The organism is Limihaloglobus sulfuriphilus (assembly GCF_001999965.1).
Lineage (GTDB): Bacteria > Planctomycetota > Phycisphaerae > Sedimentisphaerales > Sedimentisphaeraceae > Limihaloglobus > Limihaloglobus sulfuriphilus.
In genome coordinates, this window is the sequence record NZ_CP019646.1 from 1,725,858 (window position 1) to 1,751,328 (window position 25,471).

At 45.0% G+C, this 25,471-nt stretch carries 15 protein-coding genes; 6 read left to right on the top strand and 9 right to left on the bottom strand.

Annotated elements, in window-relative coordinates; translation table 11 throughout:
* Positions 1-236: 236 nt before the first annotated feature.
* Positions 237-3,215 carry a LamG-like jellyroll fold domain-containing protein gene (locus SMSP2_RS06665; protein WP_146683211.1) on the bottom strand — a complete coding sequence of 993 codons (2,979 nt, stop codon included), beginning with the start codon at positions 3,213-3,215 and terminating at the stop codon, positions 237-239.
* 533 nt (positions 3,216-3,748) lie between these two features.
* Between SMSP2_RS06665 and SMSP2_RS06670 the strand changes: the two genes are divergently transcribed.
* Both SMSP2_RS06670 and SMSP2_RS06675 read left to right on the top strand, forming a co-directional pair.
* Positions 3,749-4,726 carry an IS30 family transposase gene (locus SMSP2_RS06670; RefSeq protein ID WP_146682659.1) on the top strand — a complete coding sequence of 326 codons (978 nt, stop codon included), beginning with the start codon at positions 3,749-3,751 and terminating at the stop codon, positions 4,724-4,726.
* A 467-nt stretch (positions 4,727-5,193) separates the two neighbouring features.
* Entirely contained in the window at positions 5,194-6,273 is a 1,080-nt protein-coding gene (locus tag SMSP2_RS06675) for an IS110 family RNA-guided transposase (protein ID WP_186804903.1), read from the top strand.
* A 919-nt stretch (positions 6,274-7,192) separates the two neighbouring features.
* Here SMSP2_RS06675 and SMSP2_RS06680 read toward each other — a convergent pair.
* The 6 genes from SMSP2_RS06680 to SMSP2_RS06705 all read right to left on the bottom strand — a co-directional run bounded on the left by SMSP2_RS06680 (position 7,193) and on the right by SMSP2_RS06705 (position 13,802).
* A complete protein-coding gene (locus SMSP2_RS06680) occupies positions 7,193-8,500 on the bottom strand; it encodes a transposase (RefSeq protein ID WP_146682385.1) in 1,308 nt (435 codons plus the stop codon).
* A gap of 319 nt (positions 8,501-8,819) precedes the next feature.
* Positions 8,820-9,467, bottom strand: coding sequence for a hypothetical protein (locus SMSP2_RS06685; protein WP_146683213.1), 648 nt, complete (start codon positions 9,465-9,467; stop codon positions 8,820-8,822).
* Between the two features lie 296 nt (positions 9,468-9,763).
* Complete coding sequence (locus SMSP2_RS06690; protein WP_146683214.1) at positions 9,764-11,110, bottom strand: sodium:solute symporter family transporter; 1,347 nt, start codon at positions 11,108-11,110, stop codon at positions 9,764-9,766.
* A gap of 215 nt (positions 11,111-11,325) precedes the next feature.
* Entirely contained in the window at positions 11,326-12,633 is a 1,308-nt protein-coding gene (locus SMSP2_RS06695; RefSeq protein ID WP_146682385.1) for a transposase, read from the bottom strand.
* A 181-nt stretch (positions 12,634-12,814) separates the two neighbouring features.
* On the bottom strand, positions 12,815-13,276 hold the full coding sequence (locus SMSP2_RS06700) for an SLC5/6 family protein (protein ID WP_146683215.1): 462 nt from the start codon (positions 13,274-13,276) through the stop codon (positions 12,815-12,817).
* Positions 13,277-13,400: 124 nt separating this feature from the next.
* Positions 13,401-13,802: a hypothetical protein gene (locus tag SMSP2_RS06705; RefSeq protein WP_146683216.1), complete on the bottom strand. Its 402-nt coding sequence runs from the start codon at positions 13,800-13,802 to the stop codon at positions 13,401-13,403.
* A gap of 341 nt (positions 13,803-14,143) precedes the next feature.
* Here SMSP2_RS06705 and SMSP2_RS06710 point away from each other — a divergent pair, with 341 nt between their 5' ends.
* From SMSP2_RS06710 to SMSP2_RS06725, 4 genes are all read left to right on the top strand, one after another.
* Positions 14,144-15,640, top strand: coding sequence for a sulfatase-like hydrolase/transferase (locus SMSP2_RS06710; protein ID WP_146683217.1), 1,497 nt, complete (start codon positions 14,144-14,146; stop codon positions 15,638-15,640).
* Between the two features lie 21 nt (positions 15,641-15,661).
* Positions 15,662-18,298 carry a dockerin type I domain-containing protein gene (locus SMSP2_RS06715; RefSeq protein ID WP_186804904.1) on the top strand — a complete coding sequence of 879 codons (2,637 nt, stop codon included), beginning with the start codon at positions 15,662-15,664 and terminating at the stop codon, positions 18,296-18,298.
* A gap of 45 nt (positions 18,299-18,343) precedes the next feature.
* Positions 18,344-21,571 carry a hypothetical protein gene (locus tag SMSP2_RS06720; protein ID WP_146683219.1) on the top strand — a complete coding sequence of 1,076 codons (3,228 nt, stop codon included), beginning with the start codon at positions 18,344-18,346 and terminating at the stop codon, positions 21,569-21,571.
* A 145-nt stretch (positions 21,572-21,716) separates the two neighbouring features.
* The gene (locus SMSP2_RS06725; RefSeq protein ID WP_146683220.1) at positions 21,717-22,937 is read left to right on the top strand and encodes a GntR family transcriptional regulator; all 1,221 of its coding nucleotides are present in this window, start codon (positions 21,717-21,719) and stop codon (positions 22,935-22,937) included.
* Between the two features lie 16 nt (positions 22,938-22,953).
* Here SMSP2_RS06725 and SMSP2_RS06730 read toward each other — a convergent pair whose 3' ends face one another.
* Both SMSP2_RS06730 and SMSP2_RS06735 read right to left on the bottom strand, forming a co-directional pair.
* The gene (locus SMSP2_RS06730) at positions 22,954-24,234 is read right to left on the bottom strand and encodes a hypothetical protein (RefSeq protein WP_146683221.1); all 1,281 of its coding nucleotides are present in this window, start codon (positions 24,232-24,234) and stop codon (positions 22,954-22,956) included.
* A gap of 14 nt (positions 24,235-24,248) precedes the next feature.
* Positions 24,249-25,463, bottom strand: coding sequence for a hypothetical protein (locus SMSP2_RS06735; protein WP_146683222.1), 1,215 nt, complete (start codon positions 25,461-25,463; stop codon positions 24,249-24,251).
* Positions 25,464-25,471 lie beyond the last annotated feature (8 nt).

Below are 25,471 nucleotides of genomic sequence, written 5' to 3' on the forward strand. Positions count from 1 at the left end.
TAATATGATTCTAATTTTAATGCTCAACCGGTTTATATCGCAATCTCTATATGAAACCAGGCGCGCTGGCTTAACAAGTACATGTGTTATTAAAATCTTTCATGACAAAATAATAACATAAAAGCTTGTCTGCCCAAAAATTAAATGATATAATATCAGCATGATTCGAGAGAGCTATGAATATTTGTACACTAAGCGATTGACAAGTACAACAGTTCTCCGGACTACAGTTTCATCTAATTTTGATTAAGCCAATATTCTGCTAAAACAGAAAAATCATTTAAATTAACTATGTCCGGATTATTCGGATTGAACACGTCTGCATCACCCATTTTAGGAGATATATTGGCAGGTGAACACAGCGGAAAGTAAAATACCGGTCCTTCACGGCAGCCCATAATCTCCTCGATCTGGACCTCTGTCAAAACACGATCATAAATGCGAATATCATCAACCACAGCGTACTGTAATGCTTCGGTAATATCATTCCATTGGCTATCTGTTCGAGCTCCGATGCGAATGCTATGAGCACCGTTAAAACCAAATTGAATTCCTCCGCCAGTAGCATAGAGATCACCATTGATATAGACGGCAGTTGCATCCTTATCACCTGTAAACACAAAATGTGTCCATACATTCTTGTAATTGTCCTGATTAAAAGATGCACTAAGCACTCTTCTGGTGTCACCAAACCAGAGATAGCCGTTCTTCCACGTAGCCTGGAATTTCATGGTGCCTCCAAGTGAATCCGATCCATGAAAAAAGACCCCCCGATTCTTAACAGCACTATCTGCATAGTTATATAACCAGCAGCTAAAGGTTGCTTCATTACCAAGATAACGCTTGCCCAGATTTTGTAATGCAAAACTTGGGGAGATGCCAATACAGTTTGTCGTATCACTCAAATCCAGTGCCCCGAAACCATCGACAGGATCATCCGGACAAGGACTGTCAGACCAGGAGACAGACGATGGTACTTGACCATCTACCCTGGATACGTTACAACTGTTGCCTTCGCCGGAAGAATCCGAAAGTGTAACGTAGCCAGCATAACCTGTTTCTTCCAGCTTAAGATGCAGCACAGGAGTTATAGTCAGACCATCACTTCTAAGCCAATCTCCTGCAAAAGTCAGAAGATCATCGAAGTTATAGCTGGGAACTGTACCGATTTTAAACGCAAACAGCTTGGCATCGGTAAGATAAAACTTAAGGCGTATTGCCTGACCTACAAGAGTAGAAAGATCGGATATACTTCCCCACTGCGGCACCAGATTCAGCTCATCAACATTGTTATATACATTTGCATCAGCCGCAGCAAAACCGGACACCGGTACACTGTTTTCGTCCAGCACTTCGACATAGAAACTGCCGCCGGTGGCATCAACGTTCACCTTAAGTGTCTCGCCTTCCAATATAAACGGCTTGGTTACAACTGTACCGGATCCGCTTTCTGCCTCAAGGGCAACTAATCTGTCCCGAGACCAGGTAGCACGGCCGGCGGTGATTTCTCCCTGAAGTCCATGCTCGTACTGGGTTCCTGTATAATACGCAATTAGTTCATCATTTTGGAGGAAAGCACCATTGGCTGTCATCATGATCATCCCGCCATCATAAGAGCCATTTGGGCCCAGTGAAATAACCGGCTGGCGATCTTCCAGGCGATGCCACACAAGGCCGTCACGACTATAAACTAATTGCGCCTCTATTGGGCCATCATGGAAGCAAGCTTGAGGGTCGATGACATCGAATACATGAAGAAACCCGAAAATCAAACAATTATCTCCATAGACAAATGGTGTCATACCATAGAATTGTGTATCCGGGTCATCCTGAGCATCCGGGTTGATATATGTTTTGTCAACCCAATTTGTAAGATCTTTACCACCAGTGCGCAATGCCACAGCAACCCTCTTACCTTGTGGGTCTCCTTCGCAATCTATGTACTGATGATCAGGATCCGTAGAAGGTTCTATGCTGCCTGCAACGTAATAGTCAAGCCACGGAACATAACAGGCGTTAAAAGCACCTTCATTGTAACGATCAGATGCCTGCTTGGGCTCAGACCAGTGTATGCCGTCAGGCGAATAGCAAACCCTGATATCGTGGAAACGCCGCATGAAACCAATGGCCTTGTATCGTTTTTGCGGGTCGGATTCTTCCGGGTCAAGGAATACACTGGCGCCGTGAAAATCAAGCATGATATTGTTCTCGGGATCCCCGGCAAAGTGAACAAGACCCAGATTCGGTCGGTCCCAATGTATGCCATCTCTGCTAACAGCATACGATGTCAAATCATAGTGGATATTTTCACCCGGTAAATTCAGTTCAGGAATTTCTACAGAAGTTGACTCACCGATGCGACCCATGTACCACATTCGATACTGTTCCACAAGCGAGTCGTACAACACCGTTCCATAGAGGAGAATTCGCTTATCACCACCACTTTCCTCCCAGGGGTATTCACCAACCATGACGGGGTCATCCATTCTCGATGCCTGCTGTGCTTTCCGTACTACATTTTGCCGCTGATCAATAACGAAATCGTCAACAAAGAGTTGAGTTTGAAACCCAATGTCGATGTTGCCTGCATTGACTTCAAACTCTACCATGTTGTAATAACCAATCCCGGAACCTCCACCAGAGCCCGATCCAAAGGCAACTGTGCCAGCTAAGAAGGTGCCATTCCATCCAGCAAAGTTACTAATCTGCTCTGTGCCATCAACAAACAAATCTGCTGAGCCGGTTGCAGAGTCGTAAATTACTTCATACAAATGCCATCCATCATCCAGACCGGTTAGTGTTGCAGATGGACCGCCTATAAAAGCAACAACCGGTGTTCCAGCAGTGGCTCCAAACTGTAGGATAAAACCCAATGATCCAAAGTTTACACCGGTAAGGATAGCATCATTGAGAGATTGATCTGCGGCAGGTGTTCTGACACGAGCACTGAGAGTCCAACCATTAGTTTGAGCATCATTTATTTGTGCAGTTGTCAACGCCACGTCGTATCCACCTTCCTGGCTTCCACCGGTGTCTTCAACCTTCCAGGCATCAAGGCCCATACTATTAATGGAACCAGAATCAAAAGGACCACGAAAAACACTCCATCCCTCTGTTTCCGGATCAATCGCTCCCTGATGCATCGCAGCAATCTCTGCATATGCCGGACCGGCTAATAATACACAACATAAAACTGTTAATGTTATAATTCTCATATTAATCCTACTATATTTAAATAGAAAAAAGTTCTTTATTTATCAATCTTTATAAACACTCTCAGGTTCATAAGTGACTGTTTTTCAATAAGATAGGCATAGTTCGATTAGTGGCCCTACGACAGCTTGACAAGTACATATTGTCTCGGAGTTTGTTGATTTTTATAATCATTCGCGGCCGCATCAATCTTTAGACCACAATATGATTGAACCCTTGCCTCAGGGTCAAGGTGAGATTGAATGCATCGAGCATCTTGGCGGACTGTTAAAATCCTACAGGAGAGCCTCGTAATTATATGAGTTAAAATTGAATATTGTTATTTCAGGAGTGTATATATTCACTGAGCAGAAAGTCCGTTTAAACATAGACAACTCTAAAAAGAGCCGCCCTTTTCGAGAATATTTATTCTTGAAGAGGCTCATTTTGTCATGTTCAGCGGATTCAACTCATAAGTGCAATTAAGTCGCCAAAATTGTGGTGAGCTGGTATACTCTCTCACTGAATTATGGTGACCTCAACGAAAGGAACACTTATGAGAGCGTACAAGCAGCTCACCGAAGACGATCGTATCGAAATATATGCCATGAAGCAAGCAGGAAATCAACAAAAACAAATAGCTGCGGCGTTGGGCGTTTCTCCCAGCACGATCAGCAGGGAACTGGCCCGCAATACAGGTCTGCGGGGCTATCGCCCTAAGCAGGCCCAGCAAAAGGCTTTATATCGACGGATGGCCGCCCGTAAAGCAGTCAAAATGAAGCCGGAGACGATAGAATACATTGAATCCCGCCTCCGGCAGCAACATTCGCCGGAGCAGATCGCAAAACGCATGAAAACCGATCCCCACTGGCAGGGGCCGGCCGTCAGTCATGAGCGGATTTACCAGCACATTTGGCAGGATAAAGCCCGGGGAGAAACCCTGTATACCCATCTGCGGATTGCCGGGACCAAACAAAGAAGAAAACGAAGAAACAGCCGGGACCGGCGTGGAACGATCAAAAACAGGGTTGGTATCGAAAAACGCCCACCGGTTGTAGAGAGAAAAAACCGCATCGGGGACTGGGAAGGCGACACCGTCGTGGGGAAAAACCATCAGGGAGCCCTGGTAACCCTGGTTGACCGCAAAAGCAAGCTGACGCTGATCGGTAAGGTAGATCGTTATACCGCCGAAGCGGTTGAACGGACCATTATCGCCCTGATCGGCACGCTGCCCCGACGAACCTATACACTGACAGTGGACAATGGCAAAGAATTTTCAAACCATGAATCTATTGCCCATAACCTTAAAATTAAGGTCTTCTTTGCCGATCCCTACAGTGCATGGCAGCGGGGCTTGAATGAGAATACCAATGGCTTGATCCGTCAGTATGTACCAAAAGGAAGTGACATCCGAATGCTGACCAATCAGAAGATTGAGCACATAATGAATCGACTGAATAATCGACCCAGAAAATCTCTTGGATTTTTAACCCCAAATGAAGTATTCTATAAGAGGAAAAAACTAACAGGATAACAAAACAGGATTTAACTTAATTGCACTTGGGAGTTGAATCCGCGTTCTGAGATTAAGATGACTTTTGAGACACTACTGAAACAGCATTTTAAAGCCACTGAGATGGCACTGGAGTATCCGTTGAAAAGAAAGTGTCTTAGAAGCGAAATATGGAGCGGTAAACAGGCTCAAGTTAATAGAGACTTTCCAAGTATATATGCTAAAGGAACATTTTGATTGACACTGCGTCATTATTGCGTCAGTCGCCAGTTGTCAACCACTTGTAGTTCTTGTTATAGTTCACTTGTTAATCACTTGTAACCCTCATTTTTGGCCTAAAAAACGCATATAAATCATTGTTTTACATGTATTTACAAACTTGAGTTTCGCACTGTCGATCCGAAGATAATATGTAGGCCATATCTCCTCGACATTTGTTATAATGTCTAAAAAATAAAATTATTAACCTTTTTTCAGGAGACATGACCATGACTAAAAGAATAACAAAAACGACAGACATTCTCAAGAACAAAAAATTAACAAAACGCGACCGGCTTTACATCGGTATCGATGTTCACAAGGTAAAACATCACTTCGCATTCTGGCTAAATGGCCGAATCGTAAAGACTTCCGTCATGCCGGCAGACGATCTGGCTGTAGTAGAAAAGCTTCATCCATATAAGGTCGCAATCAAAGAGATTGTTTATGAAGCCGGCCCAACAGGCTTTCACCTGGCTCGCTTTCTAAGAGAATGCGGTTTTCCGGTAGAGGTCATCGCCCCTTCTGAGGTACCTGAGAGCCGCAGCAGTAAAGCCAAATCCGACAGACTTGACTGTCGAAAGCTGGCTACATATTCTGCCAAAGGCTTACTTAAACCTGTCTCGATCCCCACTCCGCAGCAGGAGGCGTCCCGCCAGCTCAGCAGGCATCGTGACCAGCTCGTCTCAAAGCGTAAACGGGTAAAACAACAGATCAAGAGCCTGTTATTGCAGAATGGGATATCCGAACCCGGTGGTCTGGACACGTTCAGCAAAGCAGCGATCGCTGAACTGAGAAACATACGTATGTTCGATCAATTGAAGTACTGTTTTGAGTCATTCATTGATGAGCTTGAATTTTTCAATGCTAAAATAAAGGATCTGGAAAAAAGGCTTAAACAACAATTCAAACAGCCGGAGTACTCCAAAGAACTCAAACTGCTTTTAAGCCATCCCGGGGTAGGTGTCATTACCGCCAGGCAGTTCATACTTGAAGTACACGATCCGGAACGTTTTAACACCGGCACTGAGATTGCCGGTTACCTGGGGCTCTGTCCAAAGGTAAACCAGAGTGGCCAGCGAAGAAAGGATGGTAATGTCGTAATGACCAGCAAGGGAACATTAAGAGCAAACCTGGTCGAGGCGAGTTGGGCCTGGATACGCAAGGATAACTGCGCCCGTGAGGTGTTCATACGAATCCTGCACAATACAGGAAACGACAAGAAGGCTATAGTGGCTATGGCAAGGAGGCTGGCTATCCATTTATGGAAAATGCTTTGCAGTCAGCAGTATTATAAAAAAGCGGCATAAATCAAAATACAAACTAAAGATTGAACCTGTGCAAACTCGACCAATTGGGATGACTACGACTCAGCCGTGTGCTTATGAAGGATGGATAGTTGCTTGAGGCAGAATCCGGACATTGCCTCAGATTAGAGCACCCATCAAAAAGGTACGTCCGAAGATGGTAGCTCCCAGTTTAGGATTAATCGAATATTAAAATGTGCTTCGAGCACGAATAGCAGGAGGAGTAATGCCTGCAGGTTTGATGTTTGAGAAAGGTGTATCATGAGGATAATAATAGAACCGGGATAAGTTGAGGCTGTGACAGGCTAACCTTAGCCCACGGTTTTGGTGTCTGTGCCTGCGACGAGCTTTAGTGGTGGCCCATTCTCGTCACAGACACCAAAACCTGACATATCCGCAAAGAAAAATAAATTAACACTTGACATGTAGCCTCATAGAGGCTGAGGGTTCGAGTCCCTTCGGCCTCGCTTTTTAAAGCCTTGTAAGTCAGTGGCTTACGAGGCTTTTTCTTTTTTAGGCATGCCTTAAAAATCACCTGCGTGCCAAGTGCGTGCCAAAATATCACCGAAGCCTTCTGCGACTGCGTCTCGTGCCCTGCCAACCAAATTATCTTCAACCGCCAGGTAAAACTGTTGCGTTGTTTCAAATTTAGCATGGCCGGCAATGGCGTGCTATCCAAAAACTCATATCTCCGTCTATTATTACCTGTCAGAGCAATTCCGTTTGTAAGGCTTTTCAGAAAATTTGCCACAAAATACTATTGATACCCAGTAGGTTAATGCGGATTAATCGGCGTTTCCTCGGCTTGCGGGCGTGCTTTGGGGGAGCAGTCGGGGCGAGCCTGGTGTGTGTTTCTTCTGGTCGTGTGATTTTAGGCGCACCGATAGTGTGGCAGGTAGTTTGTTGGTTTGTATTTGCGTTGTTATGCGGCTGATATTTTGATCGACTCTGATTTAACCAGTGAGCGTATGTAGTGCGGCTGCTTGGTTTTCACGTACCCCAATGCCGTGCCTAACATCGTGATCAGTGCCAGGTCTACTCGCATCTGCATTTTTTTAAGGCCTCGAATATAGTGAGTTTCAAAACCAAAGGAGACATCGAGCCGACTGTTGACCCTCTCGACAGAAGTCCGTTTTTTGTATTCGTCTTTCCATTTATAGCTGTCCCGCGGCAAAGCCATAAAGATACGCGGGTCTTTTTCCAACCCGATCCTGATACTCTTGCCAATTGGACAACTCCCTGATGCGGGGCATGTCAGCCCTTGATGGTGTGCCGGGCAACCGAACTTGATACTGTCTCTATCCTTCTCAAAACCCCTGTTGCACATCTTGTTGAGTTCTCCCCCCTTGCAGCACTTGCAGAACACCTCACCCTGCTGGTTGTAATATATCCTGTCAAGGCCTTCAACCGGGCTATGTTCCAACTGCGTCATATTGCGAGTATCAACAACAGCACGTATATCGTGCTCCTTCCATAACCATAGCTTGAAATCGCCGCAATCATAGCCTTTGTCTGCCGAGAGATATTCGCACTTCTCAAGAGCCTTTGAGGGACAGGCGTCAACCAGATTGTACGCCTCTAACATATCATTGTCATTACCCGGCGTTACGATACGTGCTATCGGCAGTTCATAATTGGCATCCACTGCCAGATGAACCTTGTAACCAAATATCGTTGTTTTTTTGATAATCTTACCGTTTTTATCTGTGTAAGTTTTTGTTGCCCAGCCGCCGTCAGTATCCCTTCTGCCGTCAGGCTTATTTTCTGAACCGGAGTTTGCCGCACTCTGGATGACTTTGCTGTCAATCGCTATACGCTGACCAAAGCCGGGCAGTTCCCGGGCAAGACACTCCAGAAGATTCTGGAAAATACCGGCTACTTCTGCCGGATACTCCATAAGCGACTTGAGCAGGTTGGTATAGGCGTTTGATGATGGTACCGGGTGCTCTTTGAGAGGATCAAAACCGCAGATATCCCTGAGCTGACCGTTGCGAGAAAGCTCCCGGCGAAGAGCTTCGATGGTGTTGTGCCCAAATACGATGCCGGCAAGCATTGAGTTCCAACTGGCCCGTATCGGGTAGTCATCACGTCCATTGCCGCGGCGTTTTTCGAGTGTTTGCATTAGTTGTTCATCGTCGAGCGTCTTGAGTAACAGGTCGAGCCGCTCTAAATCTCCGAGATTTTCAACATTTTGGTAGCAAAACAAGCTGGGTTGTGGTATATTAGCCATTGGTAAATCCTTTTGTAGAATATAATATAAGTTCTTTTGGTTTAATGTCTTATATTATATCACATGCAAAATGATTTACCATTTTTCTATGGGGGCAATTTGAGGTTTTTTAATGTTTTTTTCGCTCGAATCAGGCCTGAAGCCAGAGAAAAAGGGGGAAAATCGGTTTCACTGCCGTTGCTAAATCCACCCGCTCAACAACTTACAAACAAACGGAATAGCTCCTGTCAAGGCCGCAAAAAAAATCAAGCAGCCCTTCTGTAACTTTTTAAAAGTCCGCCAAGGAAATCTTTTCTTGATACCATAGCGGGCTTAAAACTTATCTTACTGCCGCCCTTCGACTTTTATTATACTCATCTGGAATCTTGTTATTGATCCCCTGAAATGTCCACACTTCCTTTTGAAACATATCCGCGAACAAAAAGACTCCTTCGTACCTGGATAGAAACTCACACCATGACAAACCTTTCCGCTCTGGTGACGACGGCAGTCCATTACGTATCAGGATGTTCGCTACACTCGTTTTCGATATTTCTATTTCCAGTTTTTTGAGTTCCCCCTGAATACGTTTATAGCCCCATTCATTTTCACGAGCCATCCTGCAGACTATCTGTTCGATACCAACATCGATACGAGGCCTTCCGGGTTTTCTTTTTCTTCGATCTGAATAATCCCACTTCTGCTTCTCAAGTCTTCTCTGCCAGGCAAGGATAGTCTTGGGCTTTACAATACTTACCACCTGCTCCATCAGGTCCCTGCCCAATGTCAAGGCTGCTTCAACCAGACTTCGCCGTTCATCATCATTAAAAATGATCCGTTTCTTGATCCTGGATTTAAGAATCTTGTTTTCCAAGCGAAGATACTCGTTCTGAAGTGTGAATTCCCGGCACAATAAACGCGTGATCGTAGCTATTACCGGAATTGTAAGCCATTTCTTAGATATAGTTGTGTTATTAAAATCTTCCATGACAATAATAACATAAAACGTTGACTGTTCAATAATTAAATGATATAATATCAGCATAATTCAAGATAGCTATGAATATTTGTACACCACGCCCCCAGAGGAACTTAACCATGAGAAACAATCCCACACTTAAAGGGAATTTTAATTGTCGCTGAAGGAATTTTTACTTGACGTCGGACAAGTGTAAAACAGTCTGGAATACTATCGTTTACCAGAAAATCAGGCTAAGACCTCAAATTTTGCCAAAATTTGAAACCCCGCTTTTTGCTGAACTCGTCTGACCATTTTGATGAATTTTACTCTCCACTTTTCAGATTAAATTTTTCTTCTTTTTTTACTGTCTTTTGATACCAGCTGAAATAAAGAATCACTGTAGTAACAACTGCAATTAAAAACGAAATCAATGTTTGCCTGTAAAAATGCCCTACGATGTATATAGATCCCATATAATATGCATGAATAGCAATGCCGGCCACTATTGCGTTAAAGAAAACAAGATAAGGATTGTCGGTACTTGCTCTATGTTCATCTTTTGTGAGCCCCATTCTTCTGTAAACCCCCGCCCATAAACCGAAGGGCTTTATACGTTTATAAAACTCATCTATATACTCTTGATTCACTTCTCTTGTCATAAGTGAACCAATGACACAGCCAATTCCTGATACCAAAATACAGATTATAGACATTATGTGCCATGGAACGGGAAAACCAGGAATCAGCATTAGTATTGAAACCAGAAGACCGCCAAAAAAACCTATCATAAAGCCCCAGCCGTTTACCCTCCACCAATACCAGCGCAGAACATTTGGACAGATTACCGATGCACCGAGACCGGCCATAATCCAGCTCCAAAGACTGTTGAGAGTAGCGTATTTGAGGCTTATAAGACCGATTGTCATGCCTGATGCAATAACAAAAGCCGTGCACCCGTAACTGTACCATACCAGATTCCTGCTATTGTCATCTATCTTCATCAAAGGCTGGACAATATCACGAACCATCAAAGAAGCACCCGTGTTAATAAGCGAACTTATTGTTGACATGAATGCCGCTACAAGACTTACTACCAATAAACCTCTTACACCGTACGTCATGTACTCATTTATAACTAAAGGAAGAAGCTGATCAACCTTGCTGCTTTCGATATCAGCAAAAGAGTATAATCCCAGAAAGGCTACGGCAGCCGTAAAAAGCCATCGCGGTATGAGTACAATATTCCAGAACGCACTTAATTTAGCTGCGTCTGCGGGTGTTTTAGCGGCAAGAAATCGCTGTTCACCGAATCCGCCGGCAGAAACAGTAAAACACAGCATTGTGCCTATTACCATCCGTGAAAGTGTTTCTGATCTGAAATTTTCGTATTCGGGAAAATTAGTAGTTTCTGGAATACTCAGTGGCAACCATTCTTTTACGTTACCAATATTTGAATTAAGAATTTCAGGGTCAATCGTCTTATAAGCGATAACTGCCAATACGATTCCGCTGGTTGTAATCAAAATACTTTGCAGGAAATCTGTGACTATCACCCCTTTGAAGCCGCCAAAAAGTACATACAGAGACGTCAAAACCGTTATTATAACTGCAGTCCGGGTTGGAGGCAAGTTATAAACTTTTGCAAACTCAGCAAGAACTACAAAAGCCATTCCGGAGAAATTCCGTTTGTAAGGCTTTTCAGAAAATTTGCCACAAAATACTATTGATACCCAGTAGGTTAATGCGGATTAATCGGCGTTTCCTCGGCTTGCGGGCGTGCTTTGGGGGAGCAGTCGGGGCGAGCCTGGTGTGTGTTTCTTCTGGTCGTGTGATTTTAGGCGCACCGATAGTGTGGCAGGTAGTTTGTTGGTTTGTATTTGCGTTGTTATGCGGCTGATATTTTGATCGACTCTGATTTAACCAGTGAGCGTATGTAGTGCGGCTGCTTGGTTTTCACGTACCCCAATGCCGTGCCTAACATCGTGATCAGTGCCAGGTCTACTCGCATCTGCATTTTTTTAAGGCCTCGAATATAGTGAGTTTCAAAACCAAAGGAGACATCGAGCCGACTGTTGACCCTCTCGACAGAAGTCCGTTTTTTGTATTCGTCTTTCCATTTATAGCTGTCCCGCGGCAAAGCCATAAAGATACGCGGGTCTTTTTCCAACCCGATCCTGATACTCTTGCCAATTGGACAACTCCCTGATGCGGGGCATGTCAGCCCTTGATGGTGTGCCGGGCAACCGAACTTGATACTGTCTCTATCCTTCTCAAAACCCCTGTTGCACATCTTGTTGAGTTCTCCCCCCTTGCAGCACTTGCAGAACACCTCACCCTGCTGGTTGTAATATATCCTGTCAAGGCCTTCAACCGGGCTATGTTCCAACTGCGTCATATTGCGAGTATCAACAACAGCACGTATATCGTGCTCCTTCCATAACCATAGCTTGAAATCGCCGCAATCATAGCCTTTGTCTGCCGAGAGATATTCGCACTTCTCAAGAGCCTTTGAGGGACAGGCGTCAACCAGATTGTACGCCTCTAACATATCATTGTCATTACCCGGCGTTACGATACGTGCTATCGGCAGTTCATAATTGGCATCCACTGCCAGATGAACCTTGTAACCAAATATCGTTGTTTTTTTGATAATCTTACCGTTTTTATCTGTGTAAGTTTTTGTTGCCCAGCCGCCGTCAGTATCCCTTCTGCCGTCAGGCTTATTTTCTGAACCGGAGTTTGCCGCACTCTGGATGACTTTGCTGTCAATCGCTATACGCTGACCAAAGCCGGGCAGTTCCCGGGCAAGACACTCCAGAAGATTCTGGAAAATACCGGCTACTTCTGCCGGATACTCCATAAGCGACTTGAGCAGGTTGGTATAGGCGTTTGATGATGGTACCGGGTGCTCTTTGAGAGGATCAAAACCGCAGATATCCCTGAGCTGACCGTTGCGAGAAAGCTCCCGGCGAAGAGCTTCGATGGTGTTGTGCCCAAATACGATGCCGGCAAGCATTGAGTTCCAACTGGCCCGTATCGGGTAGTCATCACGTCCATTGCCGCGGCGTTTTTCGAGTGTTTGCATTAGTTGTTCATCGTCGAGCGTCTTGAGTAACAGGTCGAGCCGCTCTAAATCTCCGAGATTTTCAACATTTTGGTAGCAAAACAAGCTGGGTTGTGGTATATTAGCCATTGGTAAATCCTTTTGTAGAATATAATATAAGTTCTTTTGGTTTAATGTCTTATATTATATCACATGCAAAATGATTTACCATTTTTCTATGGGGGCAATTTGAGGTTTTTTAATGTTTTTTTTCGCTCGAATCAGGCCTGAAGCCAGAGAAAAAGGGGGAAAATCGGTTTCACTGCCGTTGCTAAATCCACCCGCTCAACAACTTACAAACAAACGGAATAGCTCTTCCGATAACACCTGCGGCACTCATAATGCCAAGAACCGAATAAGCCGTTCTTGCGCAGGTTGAGCCGCTGCCGGGACCAAATCGCAATTTTATAAGTTCCGCAGCCGTCATAACCCTTGATCGTCTAATCCATATAGCAGCGTATGCCATCCAGAAAGCCGGTATCACCGAACCCCATGCCCAATGGATATAAAAGGATTTCATGCCGAGAAAATACAGAATTGATATCTGCCAAACCGTGCCGCACACAGAAAAATTAGTAGCGCTGCCGGAAAATGCCAGTAAATACCAAGGGATATCTTTATTGCCGAGAAAATAGGAATTGATGCTTTTCGCTGAACTTTTCTGGAAATAAAGACCTAAAAGCATGATTATGACAAAATATACAACTACAATCACTATGTCTATTAAAGCCATATTTTAACTCTATTGAGTAATTTATAAAATCATATATGCGCTACAATTAAGAAATAACTCCGCAGTTTTTCAGCAGGTTTGCTTTTCTACCCGGACTGCTGTAACCCCATTGGGCCATGGAATCTTATTGACCTTTTTTCCTGGATTCTTGGGTTTGGCTGTACTTACATTCAGGACACCTGTCTGCAAAATCGCCGGTAATCGAGTTTGGAAGGAAAACATTGCCGCATTCAGGGCATTTTTCAGCGGCAAAAGCGGACTTTTCTTTGCACTTCTCACATATCATTGGAGCGGCGCCAAGCGAAGCCGGGTTGCTGTTTTCTTTCTGAAATTCAAAATAATCTTTTTGGGGAATCTCAAAAGATGCCCTGCATTTAGAGTTGCAGCAGAGCATCCACATGGTCTTGCCCTCCATCGAGCTGAAAACATCTATGGTTTTATTATTATGGTAGTAAATAACACCTGAAACAGCAAAGCATCCGATAATAATAACCGTCATCACCCATTTTTTTTTCATAAAATCCATTTATTCTCCATAACTAAGGCTTTTTCATTCTGCGTTAAAACCTGTAAAACCCATTTTAATGCTTTATTATTGTCTAAGAAGTACGTAGTGAACAAGCGTTTAGCAAGCTAAAAGCGGCATAAATTGCATTTAAAGCATTATGCGGCCAGTGAACACGACTGTCAAGTTTTATTTTAATAAAGTTTTACTTTTAATAAAATGGGTTTTAATTGGTAAGAAATGGATTTTTAACTTGCAATTCTTGCGATGAGGCCTTAATATTAGTATTATTATGCCCGATATGCGGCAAGATTTAAATGTTTTCGCAGAGAATGCTTTTGTTTTTATGAAAGGAACCTGAAATGTTAATTAAACGGCGTAATTTTATGAAGTCTATGGGTTTAGGAGCCGCGGCATTAGGTCTGGGGCAAACCTCATCACTGGCAAATATTTCAAACCAAACAAAAGTTCCCCGAAAAAAACCAAATGTTATAATTGTTTTTGCCGATCAGCTCAGAAAACACGCTGTGGGCTGTTACGGCAATGATTTTGTTCGGACTCCCAATATTGACGCCCTGGCCGCAAACGGAATGCGTTTTGATCACGGCATATCAAACTGTCCGACCTGTGTGGCAGCAAGGTCAAACCTGCTTTCGGGCCAGTATGCCAGGACATGCGCAGGCTCCAGGCTTAATGAAGTCGTTTCGCATATAGGCCGCGATGACCGCAAAAAATTCAAAGACCCCACCCTGGCAGAAGAATTCAAGAAGCTGGGCTATAAAACGGCTCAGGTAGGTAAATGGCACATCGATACCCGCCCGTCACTTCTTGGTTTCGACGAGAGCATGATTGTCGGCAGAATTTTTACTAAAGGAAATTTCTGGAAAAATGAGGGCCAGTCTTATGATGTTGACGGATTTACCGCCGACCATGAGATTGACGCGGTCAATAATTTCATTAAGGAAAACAAGGACGAGCCGTTTTTTATGTACTATAACATAACTTCGCCGCACATGCCGATACTTGATGTTCCGTATCAATACTCCCATATGTACAACCCAAGCGAGGTTCCTTTGAGGCAGAACGTGTGGAAAAACGGAAAACTGCCCTACAATGAATATTGGTTCCACATATACCTTTGGCTTCACGGCTGGGGGATTGATTACAAGCCTACAACAGCTAAAATACCGCCGGGATTCAGCCTTAGAGATGTTGCCGCTCTGTATTACGGTTCGGTTACCTGGGTTGACGACCTGTTGGGCTCTATGATGAACACGTTGAAGCAAAACGGTCTTGAAAATGATACAATTATAATATTTTCAGCGGATCACGGCGACCAGCTGGGCAGCCATCACCTCTGGAATAAAGCCAGACTTTATGAAGAGTCCATAAATATACCCATGATTTACAGCTGTCCGGGCAGAATTAAAAAAGATGTAAATACCACTCAAACAGCGACTCTTATAGATGTGATGCCTACACTGCTTAGTCTCTGTGGGGCGGATATACCGCAAAGTGTCCACGGACAGGATCTTACGCCTATACTGAAAGGCGAGAAAACCACTTTAGACAGGGATTATGCATTTGTAGAAACATCTTATGGTAAAATAGGCATACGCACCCCCACCCATCTTTACGGGGCATCTCTGGACAAAGATGACAGGGAAATAGAAAATATCAGGTATAAATTTTTCGACATTGAGAATGATCCGTATGAAAAGAATAACATGGTAAACACATCTGCCCAGAAAGGCGTGGCAGATGAACTCCGTGACAAACTGATTGCCTGGGAAAAGAATACGCCAAGGCTGGAAGGCGTAAAATATGACCCATTTTTTTACAGAGACAACAACTTTTAGAAAAGGGTAATAATGCGCCTTTTGATATTTCTTTTAAAGGTAGTTTTTTGTTTTGCCGCACTATCCGAAAACAAGGTTTGGTGGGGTTATGAAGATGACAACTGGGATGCAGCGGGTAACTGGGCGGCTGAAGGTTCGCCGACTTTGGCTGATCAGGTCTTTATAGACCATCGCCCCGCAGGAACATATACTTATCCCGTTTTAACAGACCTAAACGCTGACGCCAAGTGTGCTGTGCTGAAATTATCGCAGTACGGCAGCGGCGGGCGGCTTGACATTACGGGCGGAAAGCTCTCTGTGGGGAATCTGGCGTATATCGGAATAGGCGCATCATTTGCCTGCGAACTCAACATCAGCTGCGGTGAATTGATTGTAGCCAATAATATGTTTGTCCCGTATGGAGGAGAGACAACCGTCACCATGACCGGCGGCAATGTGTCCATCGGCGGCTCTTTGTCAATGATGAATCAGACCATAGCTGATGGTTTTATCAATCTCTTAGGCGGTACGATAGAAGCGGCCGCACTGAGCTGGCCTGCCGGAATCGCCCGTTTTGGCCATATTAACATTGAAGAAGGCGCGCTGAAAATAAACAGCGCAGCTGACTACACCGCTCAGCTTCAGGCCCTGATAGATTCCGGCGATATAACCGCCTACGGAAGCGGCACCACCCGCTACGACTGGATAAGCCACCCCAGAGCGGCATTTGAAATCGAATATAAGGGCACATCGACTATACTTACCGCCGCGATTGAGGATGTTAATAAGGCGTGGAATCCCTCTCCGGCAGACGGCGGCTCTGTGGACACAACAGGTGAAAATGTAATTCTGACATGGTCGCCGGGAGAGAATACTCTACTGGCAGACGGCCATGATATTTATCTGGGCGCTAGCTTCGATGATGTTAATCAAGCAGGCAGAGCCGAGCCTGAATTTAAATCTAATCAAACCGATACAGGTTACATTCCATGCCCGCAGCTCAAGGCGAACACAACTTATTACTGGCGAGTTGACCAGATCACCTCATCCGGTATTGTAAAAGGGAATGTTTGGAGTTTTACAACAAATAGTTTAATTGAGGATGGATTATATACTTCTGCATTTGGCTATGATCTGAACAGCAATATTGTAAGCACAAGTGTTTTCAGCTGGTATTCATCAAGCGGCGGCCAGGTCAGCGGGCCATGGCTGCCGCTGGAAGGCAGGGAAAACTGGACGGGAGATGTACTCTGGTGGAAAAGTCAGATTAAGCAGATGATGGCGGCCAATATTGATGTTCTCTACGTTCATTTGATAATGGAGCATTCATGGCATGATCAAAATAGAATAAATCTTTTTCAGGCACTCAATGAATTGCGAAAAGAAGGATATGATGTGCCGAAAGTCGCTCCGTTCCTCGATCCTCTCATAACCTGGGACGGGGCAGCGAGGCCCTATCCCAATCTGGCAACAACTGCCGGCAAGGATGAGTTTGCCGCACAGTATATTCGTTTTTTCAATCAGTATTATTCTGTTAATGAGGATGCGTACGCAGATGACTACATAGCCCGAATTGACGGGAGAGTTGTGCTTGATACCTGGCATGTTCATTTGAGCACGGTAAATACGGCTTCTTTAACGAGACAGGATTTGGCACAGAGACTCTCTGCGGAATTTGCAGCTGAGCACGCGATATTCAGCAGCGGGATCTACATGGTTGGAACAGACGGCTGCGCTTTGAGTTTTGAAGATGAGCAGGTAGTCCAGTTCCAGCAGCATGCGTATTTCGACACAACCGATTATAATGGTATCAGAACCGTTCAGGTTAAAGGCGGATACTGGGACCAGAATATTCGCGAGCCGGGTTACTGGCTGGCCCGCAGCGGCGGAACGCATTATAAAAATGCCTGGAATCTGGTCAATGCCGATTCGGCAATAAGCAGAGTATATATCGAAAGCTGGAATGAGTATGACGAGGGCTCGGGTATTTACGCGGCTGATTGTGTAAATTCTCCCGATCTTTTTGATGGAAGGTATTATACGCCCGGTTCGGAAAATGATATCTGGTCCGAAAGTAATGACCCTTATGAATACATAAAAACCACTGCTGCCGGTGCCGGGATTTTCAATGATACAGACAATTACAATGCGCGGATACTCTGGCACAACATACCTGATAAAATTCGGGCAGGGGAGATGCTGACAGCTAACATTATTGTCCAGAACAGCGGAGATTTTTCATGGACAGCGGCCAATAACTACAAATTAGGGCAAAAAATAACCGAACCGTCTGAAGTATTATTCGGCAGCAATCGTTATCTGATTGATGATAATTCAGATGAGATAGGTGTTTATGCCGAGATATTCAGAGGCAGACCTGTTATATTTGAGCTGCAAATAGCCGCTCCCCAGCAAAGCGGAGTTTACACCGCCCACTGGCAAATGCTGCGGGAAGGCGTTTTGTGGTTTGGCGAGCAGTTGTCCATTGATATAGAGGTTCTGGCCAAATCTGATCTTAATTACGACGGCGTGGTAAATGGCGGGGATTTTAAAATCATAGCTGATTCATGGCTGAGCCGGCAATGCTGTCCCGATGACATTAGTAACTTCGATATCAATGAAGACGATAAAATCAACCTGCTTGATTTTTCTGTATTAGCACAGGACTGGCTCAACTAACCAACCTGTAATCGCACTCAACTATTTAGATACTATCGGTATATTATGGCTAAAAGAAATATAAATTCCCTCATTTTATCGGCTCCAGCTATTTGTCTGCTATTGTTCTTTACAACTGCCTCCTGCATTGCGGTATTTGCAGAAAACAAAATCTGGTGGGGTTATGAAGATGACAACTGGGATACAGCGGGTAACTGGGCGACTGAAGGCGTGCCGGGTTCTGCTGATCCGGTATTCATAGACCATCGAGCCTCGGGTGAGTTTAAGTATCCTGTTATAACAGATGCAAATACCGATTCCAGATGCGCGGTACTGAAGCTCTCGCAGTACGGCACAGGCGGGCGGCTTGATGTTATCGGCGGCGTACTTGCTATTGAGAGCCTTGCCTATATCGGTGTCGGCGCAGCATACGAATGCCAGCTGAACGTCAGCGGCGGAGAGATGCTTGTCGGCACGCACATGTATGTGCCGTATGCCGGCGTAACGTCTGTTAATATAACCGGCGGTAAAGTAAGTGTTTCCGGTTCTCTGGTTTTTTGTCATCAAAGCGTCGCGGACGGCTTTATCAATCTGGCCCGCGGCACATTGGAAGCGGGGGCATTGCTCTGGAATACGGGCGAGACCCGGTTCGGACATATAAACATAGAAAACGGTAAGCTGATAATCAACAGTACAGCAGACCGAACCGGACAGCTTCAGGCTCTGATAGATTCCGGTAATATAACAGCTTACGGCTCGGGTTCAACCCGTTATAACTGGGTAAGCCACCCCAAAGCGGCATTTAAAATCGAATATACCGGCACATCAACCGTACTTACCGCCGCGATTGAGGATGTTAATACGGCGTGGGATCCTTCGCCGGCAGACGGCGGCTGTGTTGATGTTACAGAGGGCAGCGCCAACCTGGCTTGGCTCTCTGGTGATAATACCCGCCAGGAAGCCGGGCATGATCTGTACCTGGGGGCATCGTACGAAGAAGTAAATATTGCAGAGACAGATTCACCTTGTTGGCAGGGCAGATTGGACAGCAGCAGTTTTGAAACCGGGCCGCTTGATTTCCGTAGCGGCTACTACTGGCGTGTTGATCAGATTGACACCGCCGGAGAGGTGCACAGGGGTGATGTCTGGAGTTTTACTACTTTGCCTTCCCGAAGACAGGCGAAGGAGCTTTTCCCGCCGGATAACGGACTTTTAGGCGAATCGCTGATAAACGATCCGAATACAAAGATTTCATGGCAGAGCGGAGAAGATGCCGTAACACACAAAATCTATTTTGGAACCTGTTATGATACAGTAAGCGAAGCAGAGAACGATTGCCTTATTACCTTTAAAGGAAACATTGATGAGCCGGCACGGGAATTTTCTCCGGGAGCACTGCAAAAGGGATCAGAGTATTTCTGGCGTGTTGATGAAATCGACCATAACGGTGGGCTGACAAAAGGAGAAGTCTGGTCTTTCTGGGCAGGTTACGATGTTCACAATACCAGAGTCGCATCCCAGGGATTCAATGCCTGGTACAAGGTTGATCCGGATAAGGCCTGGGTCGAGCAGCAGGCGGAGATCGCACTTGAGATGGGGTGTGAAATATATAAATTTCAGTTGAAACCTGATAAAAATGAGAATTATGAAGATGGCACAGCAGAGCCGCAGACCGCCGACACCGCCGAGGTAACAAGTCTGCTGACAAGGGTTCAGAATGTCCCTGTCTGGCAGAGAGTACTTGATATGCCTTTTCGATATACCTTGATATGGGCTTATCCTGTTTCCGGTTTAAACCTTCATGACGGGTATTCCCAAGAGGAGGCCCAGGCGGAATATCAGGAGCTCTACGACCTGACCATATACCTGCTGCTGGAATATCAGAATACCAACCGTTCTTTCATGCTGGGCAACTGGGAGGGGGACTGGCACCTGCTTGAGGGTTATGATGATACGGTTGAGCCGCGTCCGGAGATGATTGAAACGATGAAACTGTGGTTTGCCAACAGGCAGGCGGCGGTAAAGGATGCCAGGAATTCCCTCCCGCAGATACAGGGCGTAAACGTATATCATTATGTTGAAATGAATAAAGTTCAATCCGCTATTGACGGTGTTGTCGGAGAGGGTGCTTACCGTCTGGTAAATACTGTTCTGCCCTATATAACTGTTGATGCGGTATCATATTCGGCGCGTAATGCGACGCATTTTATCAGCGAGATGCCAGAGCGTCTTTATACGCACCTTGATTATATCGAATCAAACGCAAACTTTACAGGTTGCTGGCCGTTTGAAAAGGCTGTTTTTATTGGTGAATACGGCACCGGCACTGTCAGTGAAAACGTACTTGCTATAAAGGCTGCCTCTAACTGGGGCTGTCCGTTTATACTGTACTGGTCGATATATGCAACCGAGCCGAGATTTGACTTTTATTTTGTCGGGCCGGACGGGTCAAATACGGAACAATACGATCTGCATCAGCAGATACTTTCTAAAATCAACGCCCAAAAGGAAATATACAATATATATCTGAATAGGAACCCCTATGAGTCATGCCTGGAATCTCTCATGAACCAGTTTGATCGGATCAGCGTTTCCGGCTTGATGTCTTATATTGTCAATTCTGACGCTTCAAAAATCGCCATCGGCAGCCGCGAATTTCTGCGAAATCTTTTCATAGCTCTGCTGCACACAAACGATGAAACAACCGCTCAGTTTTCTGATATGCTTGACCAGATAGATGACTCGACGATAACCAGATGGCAGGCCATTGAGCTGATAATGAACGGGTCTGAATTCAGAGATTTGATAACAGATGCTCAGTTTGCAAGGTATCTCTGCGAGAATGTCCTACTTGTAGAGCCGGAAAATGTTGACCCTGAAGATCTTACGGCAGTTGAGCAGCGTCTCGAATCAGAATCAAGATTTGCCCTCTGGCAGGAGTTTTTAAATGATAGCAGGGGCTGCATGAACGCGATTCGCAGACGATACAGTAACCGCAGCTCGAATTACATTGACTGGCAGTACAGCTACGGCGTAACCGATGCCGCGAAATCCAGGTATCTGCCCAGTTTGAAACGTTTCTGGTGTCGGCTGTCAGAGCCGGGAAGTTATACTGCGGATTTTGACGGGAACTGTGCCGTTGATATAGCGGATTTCCAGATATTGGCCCAAAACTGGATAAGCGGGCCGCGGGATTATTTGCCGGGCGATATCAACGGCAGCGGAAATGTCGATTTCCACGATTTTGAAATTTTGTCTCAATATTGGCTTGCAGCTTCAGTTACTGGTGAATAATTCGGGTATTATTTGCAATATGAACATTATTTTATTGCATTTTACCCAAATAGTCATATAATTAAGAGCTGTAAGTTATTGTGTGAAATAAAAATATTAAAGATTAGATCAACACCTTATCCTTATTTGAGACAGCAAAATACATATGAAAAAGACAGTGGATTTCGACAAATTAGATTTATCAATGAAGCTTGACCGCGGCAGGGGCAAAACCCAGCCTCTATACAAGCAGATTCAGAATCATCTTAAAGAGCAGATCAAGGGCGGCAAGATTCCGGTTGGCTCCCACCTTCCTTCTATTTCAGAGATGGTCAAAAGGTGGAACGTTGATTACCAGACCATAAACATGGCTCTTGAGCGTTTGGGTGAAGCCGGATATCTCCGCCGTCAGCCCGGCAGGGGCAAGGGGCCTGTAGTATTACGCACAATGCAGCATGAGCACACAATAATGTTCATAAGACCCAATAATGACTCGCTGTCTTTGGAAATTACAGAGGGGATATTAAAATTCACCCTGGAAAAAGGGGTTGAGTTCATTATTCAGGAAGCCATGAACTCGGATGAGAGTTATGTCCATATGCTCTCTCACACGATACCCAACGTTGAGGGTATCATTGTTTTGCCCGATGAGAAGCCCGAGTACTACAAAGCGGTAAAAGACGTTCTGGCTTCTGGCAAAAAAATTGTTTTCGTTGACAGATTTCTTGAAAACATACCCGTAAGTTCTGTGACACTTGATCACAAGGGCGGGGCGTTTCAGGCGACTAAACATCTGCTTACCCGCCACGGACAGCCGGTATATTGCTTTGGCCTTAGGCCTTACAGCTCGTCAAAAGCTCGATATGAAGGCTGGGCTTGCGCTATGAGAGAGTATCACTTCATAGATGTAGAATCGTATATAATTAAGGATCCCACTATAGATAATTGTTTTTCCGATGACGCTCAAAGAGATATAGATGCTTCCACTAAAATAGCTTATAATTTTCTTAGCAAATCTGACAGCAGCCGCTTTAGCATTTTCTGTCCCACAGGTTTTGAAGTTGTGGGAATCTATCAGGCCGCTGACAAACTGAATCTTAAAATCGGCCGTGATGTGCATGTTGTAGGTTTTGGGGATCATCCTCTCTGCCGCAATCTGCATACGCCTCTGACCAGCGTTCTGCAGAAAAGCGAACAGGTTGGTTATGAAGCCGCTCATCTGCTGCTGATGGAACTTAACGGTTTGGTAAGCTCGCCCGTAAAGGGGATGCTGCCCGCCCAGCTTCAGATTCATGAAAGCAGCGGCATCCCGCTTACAGCCGGCGGTAAGAGCACAAGTCAGTTTACTTATGAATCACGCAGGCAGATGAGTCTGGCATCTACGTAGTTCGGCAGACACGGCCTTACTCAGACAGCAGCCATTTGAGGGCTTCTTCTCTGAATTCTGCCTGTGTTGGGTTTCTCCTGAAATCGCTGCGGCAGCGGTCTATAAAATCATTTGCCCGTCGATAGAAGTTCTTATGCACTAAATATGCCGGCTGTTTTTGATTATCTTTATCAATAAGTGCCAGTCCGCTTGGATTTGCGCCGCCCTCTTCTGATTCATTGTCATACATCTGCCAGTAAAGCGCAAACGGACAGCCCCACGACAGTGCCGCAGCAGAAGCCGTTCGGGTAAACTCTGCCTGCTGCTGTGCAGTAATAGATATTTTCTGGGAGCCTCTGTGAAAACGACGAAAGCCGTACTCGCCGATGAAAACCCTTTTATCCCATGGGTATTTTTTGTCTGTTGGCGGCATGTGCTTCTCGATAAAATCAAGAGCCTTGAGCAAAGAAGTTTTCATTGTTTCCTTTCTTTTTTCCATGGTCAGATTACCTTCCCAGAAACTGCCCAGAGAGCTGTAGCATGAAAAAGAGACAAGATCAACATTTACATACGGCAGCACACTGTTGGTGAGTGTCTTTTTGCCTTTTTTTATCGCATCTTCAACTAATACCGTTTCCATGTAATGAAACACATCGACATTTTTATGCGGCGTATCACGCTTTGCGTTATCAACTGCAAGCTGGCGGGTGTTCATTCTCTCAATCATTCCGTCAAAGGCCTTTTGGCTGATTTCCCTGTCGCGGCTGTACGGCTCTCCCATTATCGCCCAGTCGCCTTCCCAGTGACCCAGGAAAAATGTCTTGCCGGAATTGTCAAACTCTGTCAGCAGATAGCATGTCAGGTCGTAAATCTGCTGATATTCATCAATACGCTGGCTTTCACTGTAGCCCTGCGCCCAGTCGTAATGCGGTTTCCACTCTCCATCTTCAATCGGAGAGCAGTGTGCCCAGAAAAAGTAGTAATCAAAAGGCATCCGCAAGACTTTCCTGTATGAAGGCTCCTTGTCAAGAAGCGATGTAAATGAATTTATGTCCGTATTTTGCGGCAGCATGTAATGATCTGAATAATCTGAATCTATCAGAATCTTTAATATATTTGAACCCATTTCTTCGATCTGCATAGCCGTCTCGACAAGGCGTGTTTCTTCGGTGAACTGATATTTCGGCTGAAAAGTCTGGGTGCCGAGAACATAATTAAACGGAGGATAGGTTTCTTCGGCGAAACTATAACCAATTTGCCAAAGAAGAAAGACCAGGGTTAAAGTCATCAAATTATGTGTGTAAATTTTTAATGTCACTGTTTGCCTTTCAATCATTTTTCGTTTTTATTTAGCCAGTCCAATAACACCTTTCGATACTCGCTGCCGGACGGGTTTCGTGCGTGTTCTGCTCTGTATGATTTTACAAACTCTCTGCCGCGTTTCAACAGATTCTCGTGCGTAAAATAAACCGGCTGTTTCACTCCCTTGTTGTCTATCATCCAGAAACCGTAACCTAAATAGTCAGAGCTTGGGTGGTCTATTGTGTTGCAGTACATCTCCCAGTAAAGAACAAACGGACAGCCCCATTTGAGAGCGGCCTTAATCACTGTCCTTGCGAACTGGTCCTGAATCTGCGGCTGTTTGACATGTTCAAGGGCAAATCCGTATTCGCCGATGAAAACCCGCCTGCCGGGAACGTCTTTTGCCGGAAGTTTGCTTTCTATATAATCCATCGCCTCCAGAAGCAGCTTCTTCATCTTGGTTTTGCGCTCGTCCATTGAGAGAGACGCATCATGAAACGGATAGAGCGAATCATAGCATGAAAATGATACGTAATCCACGTTTGAATGCGGCAGGACGTTGTTTGTAAGTGTCTTGCCGCCTTTGACAGCCTTTTGAACCATGTTGACTTCAGTGTATGTGTAGATATAGACATTTTCGTGCGGTATATCTCTCTGGGCATCTTCAACGGCTTTCTGTTTTATGTTTAGCCAGTCAATCATTCCCTCAACCGCTGTGTCACTGGGGTCTATTTTGGGGCTGTAAGGCGGATCTATCAAAGACCAGTCGCCTTCCCAGTGGCCAAAATAAAAACTCTTGCCGGTTTTATTGTATTCCCGCAGCAGGTATGCGCTCAAATCATAGAAATTATCGTACATCGCAGCCTTCTCTTCCTCTGAGAGACCGTCTTTGAAATTGATCTTAGGAGATGAGACATAAGCCCACAGAAAATAAAAGTCAAACGGCATATCAAAAACTCTGGAGTAATTCTGGTCATGTTTCACAAGTTCGGTCAGAGAAAGTTCACTGCCCCTTGGATGCTCAAGAGAAAATTTAATGATATTTGAGCCCATATCAAGAATTCTTTGTGCGGTTTCAATCAGAACGGGCTGGTCGGTAAACTGGTAATTAGCTCCAATTGTCTGTGTGCCGACAACATAATTAAACGGCTTTTGTTCGTTATGCCTTTGACTGCCGCAGCCGGAAAGCATTGCGGAAATGACAAGCATAGATACACTTACTCTGACAGCAGTAATTTTACTCATAGTTTTTC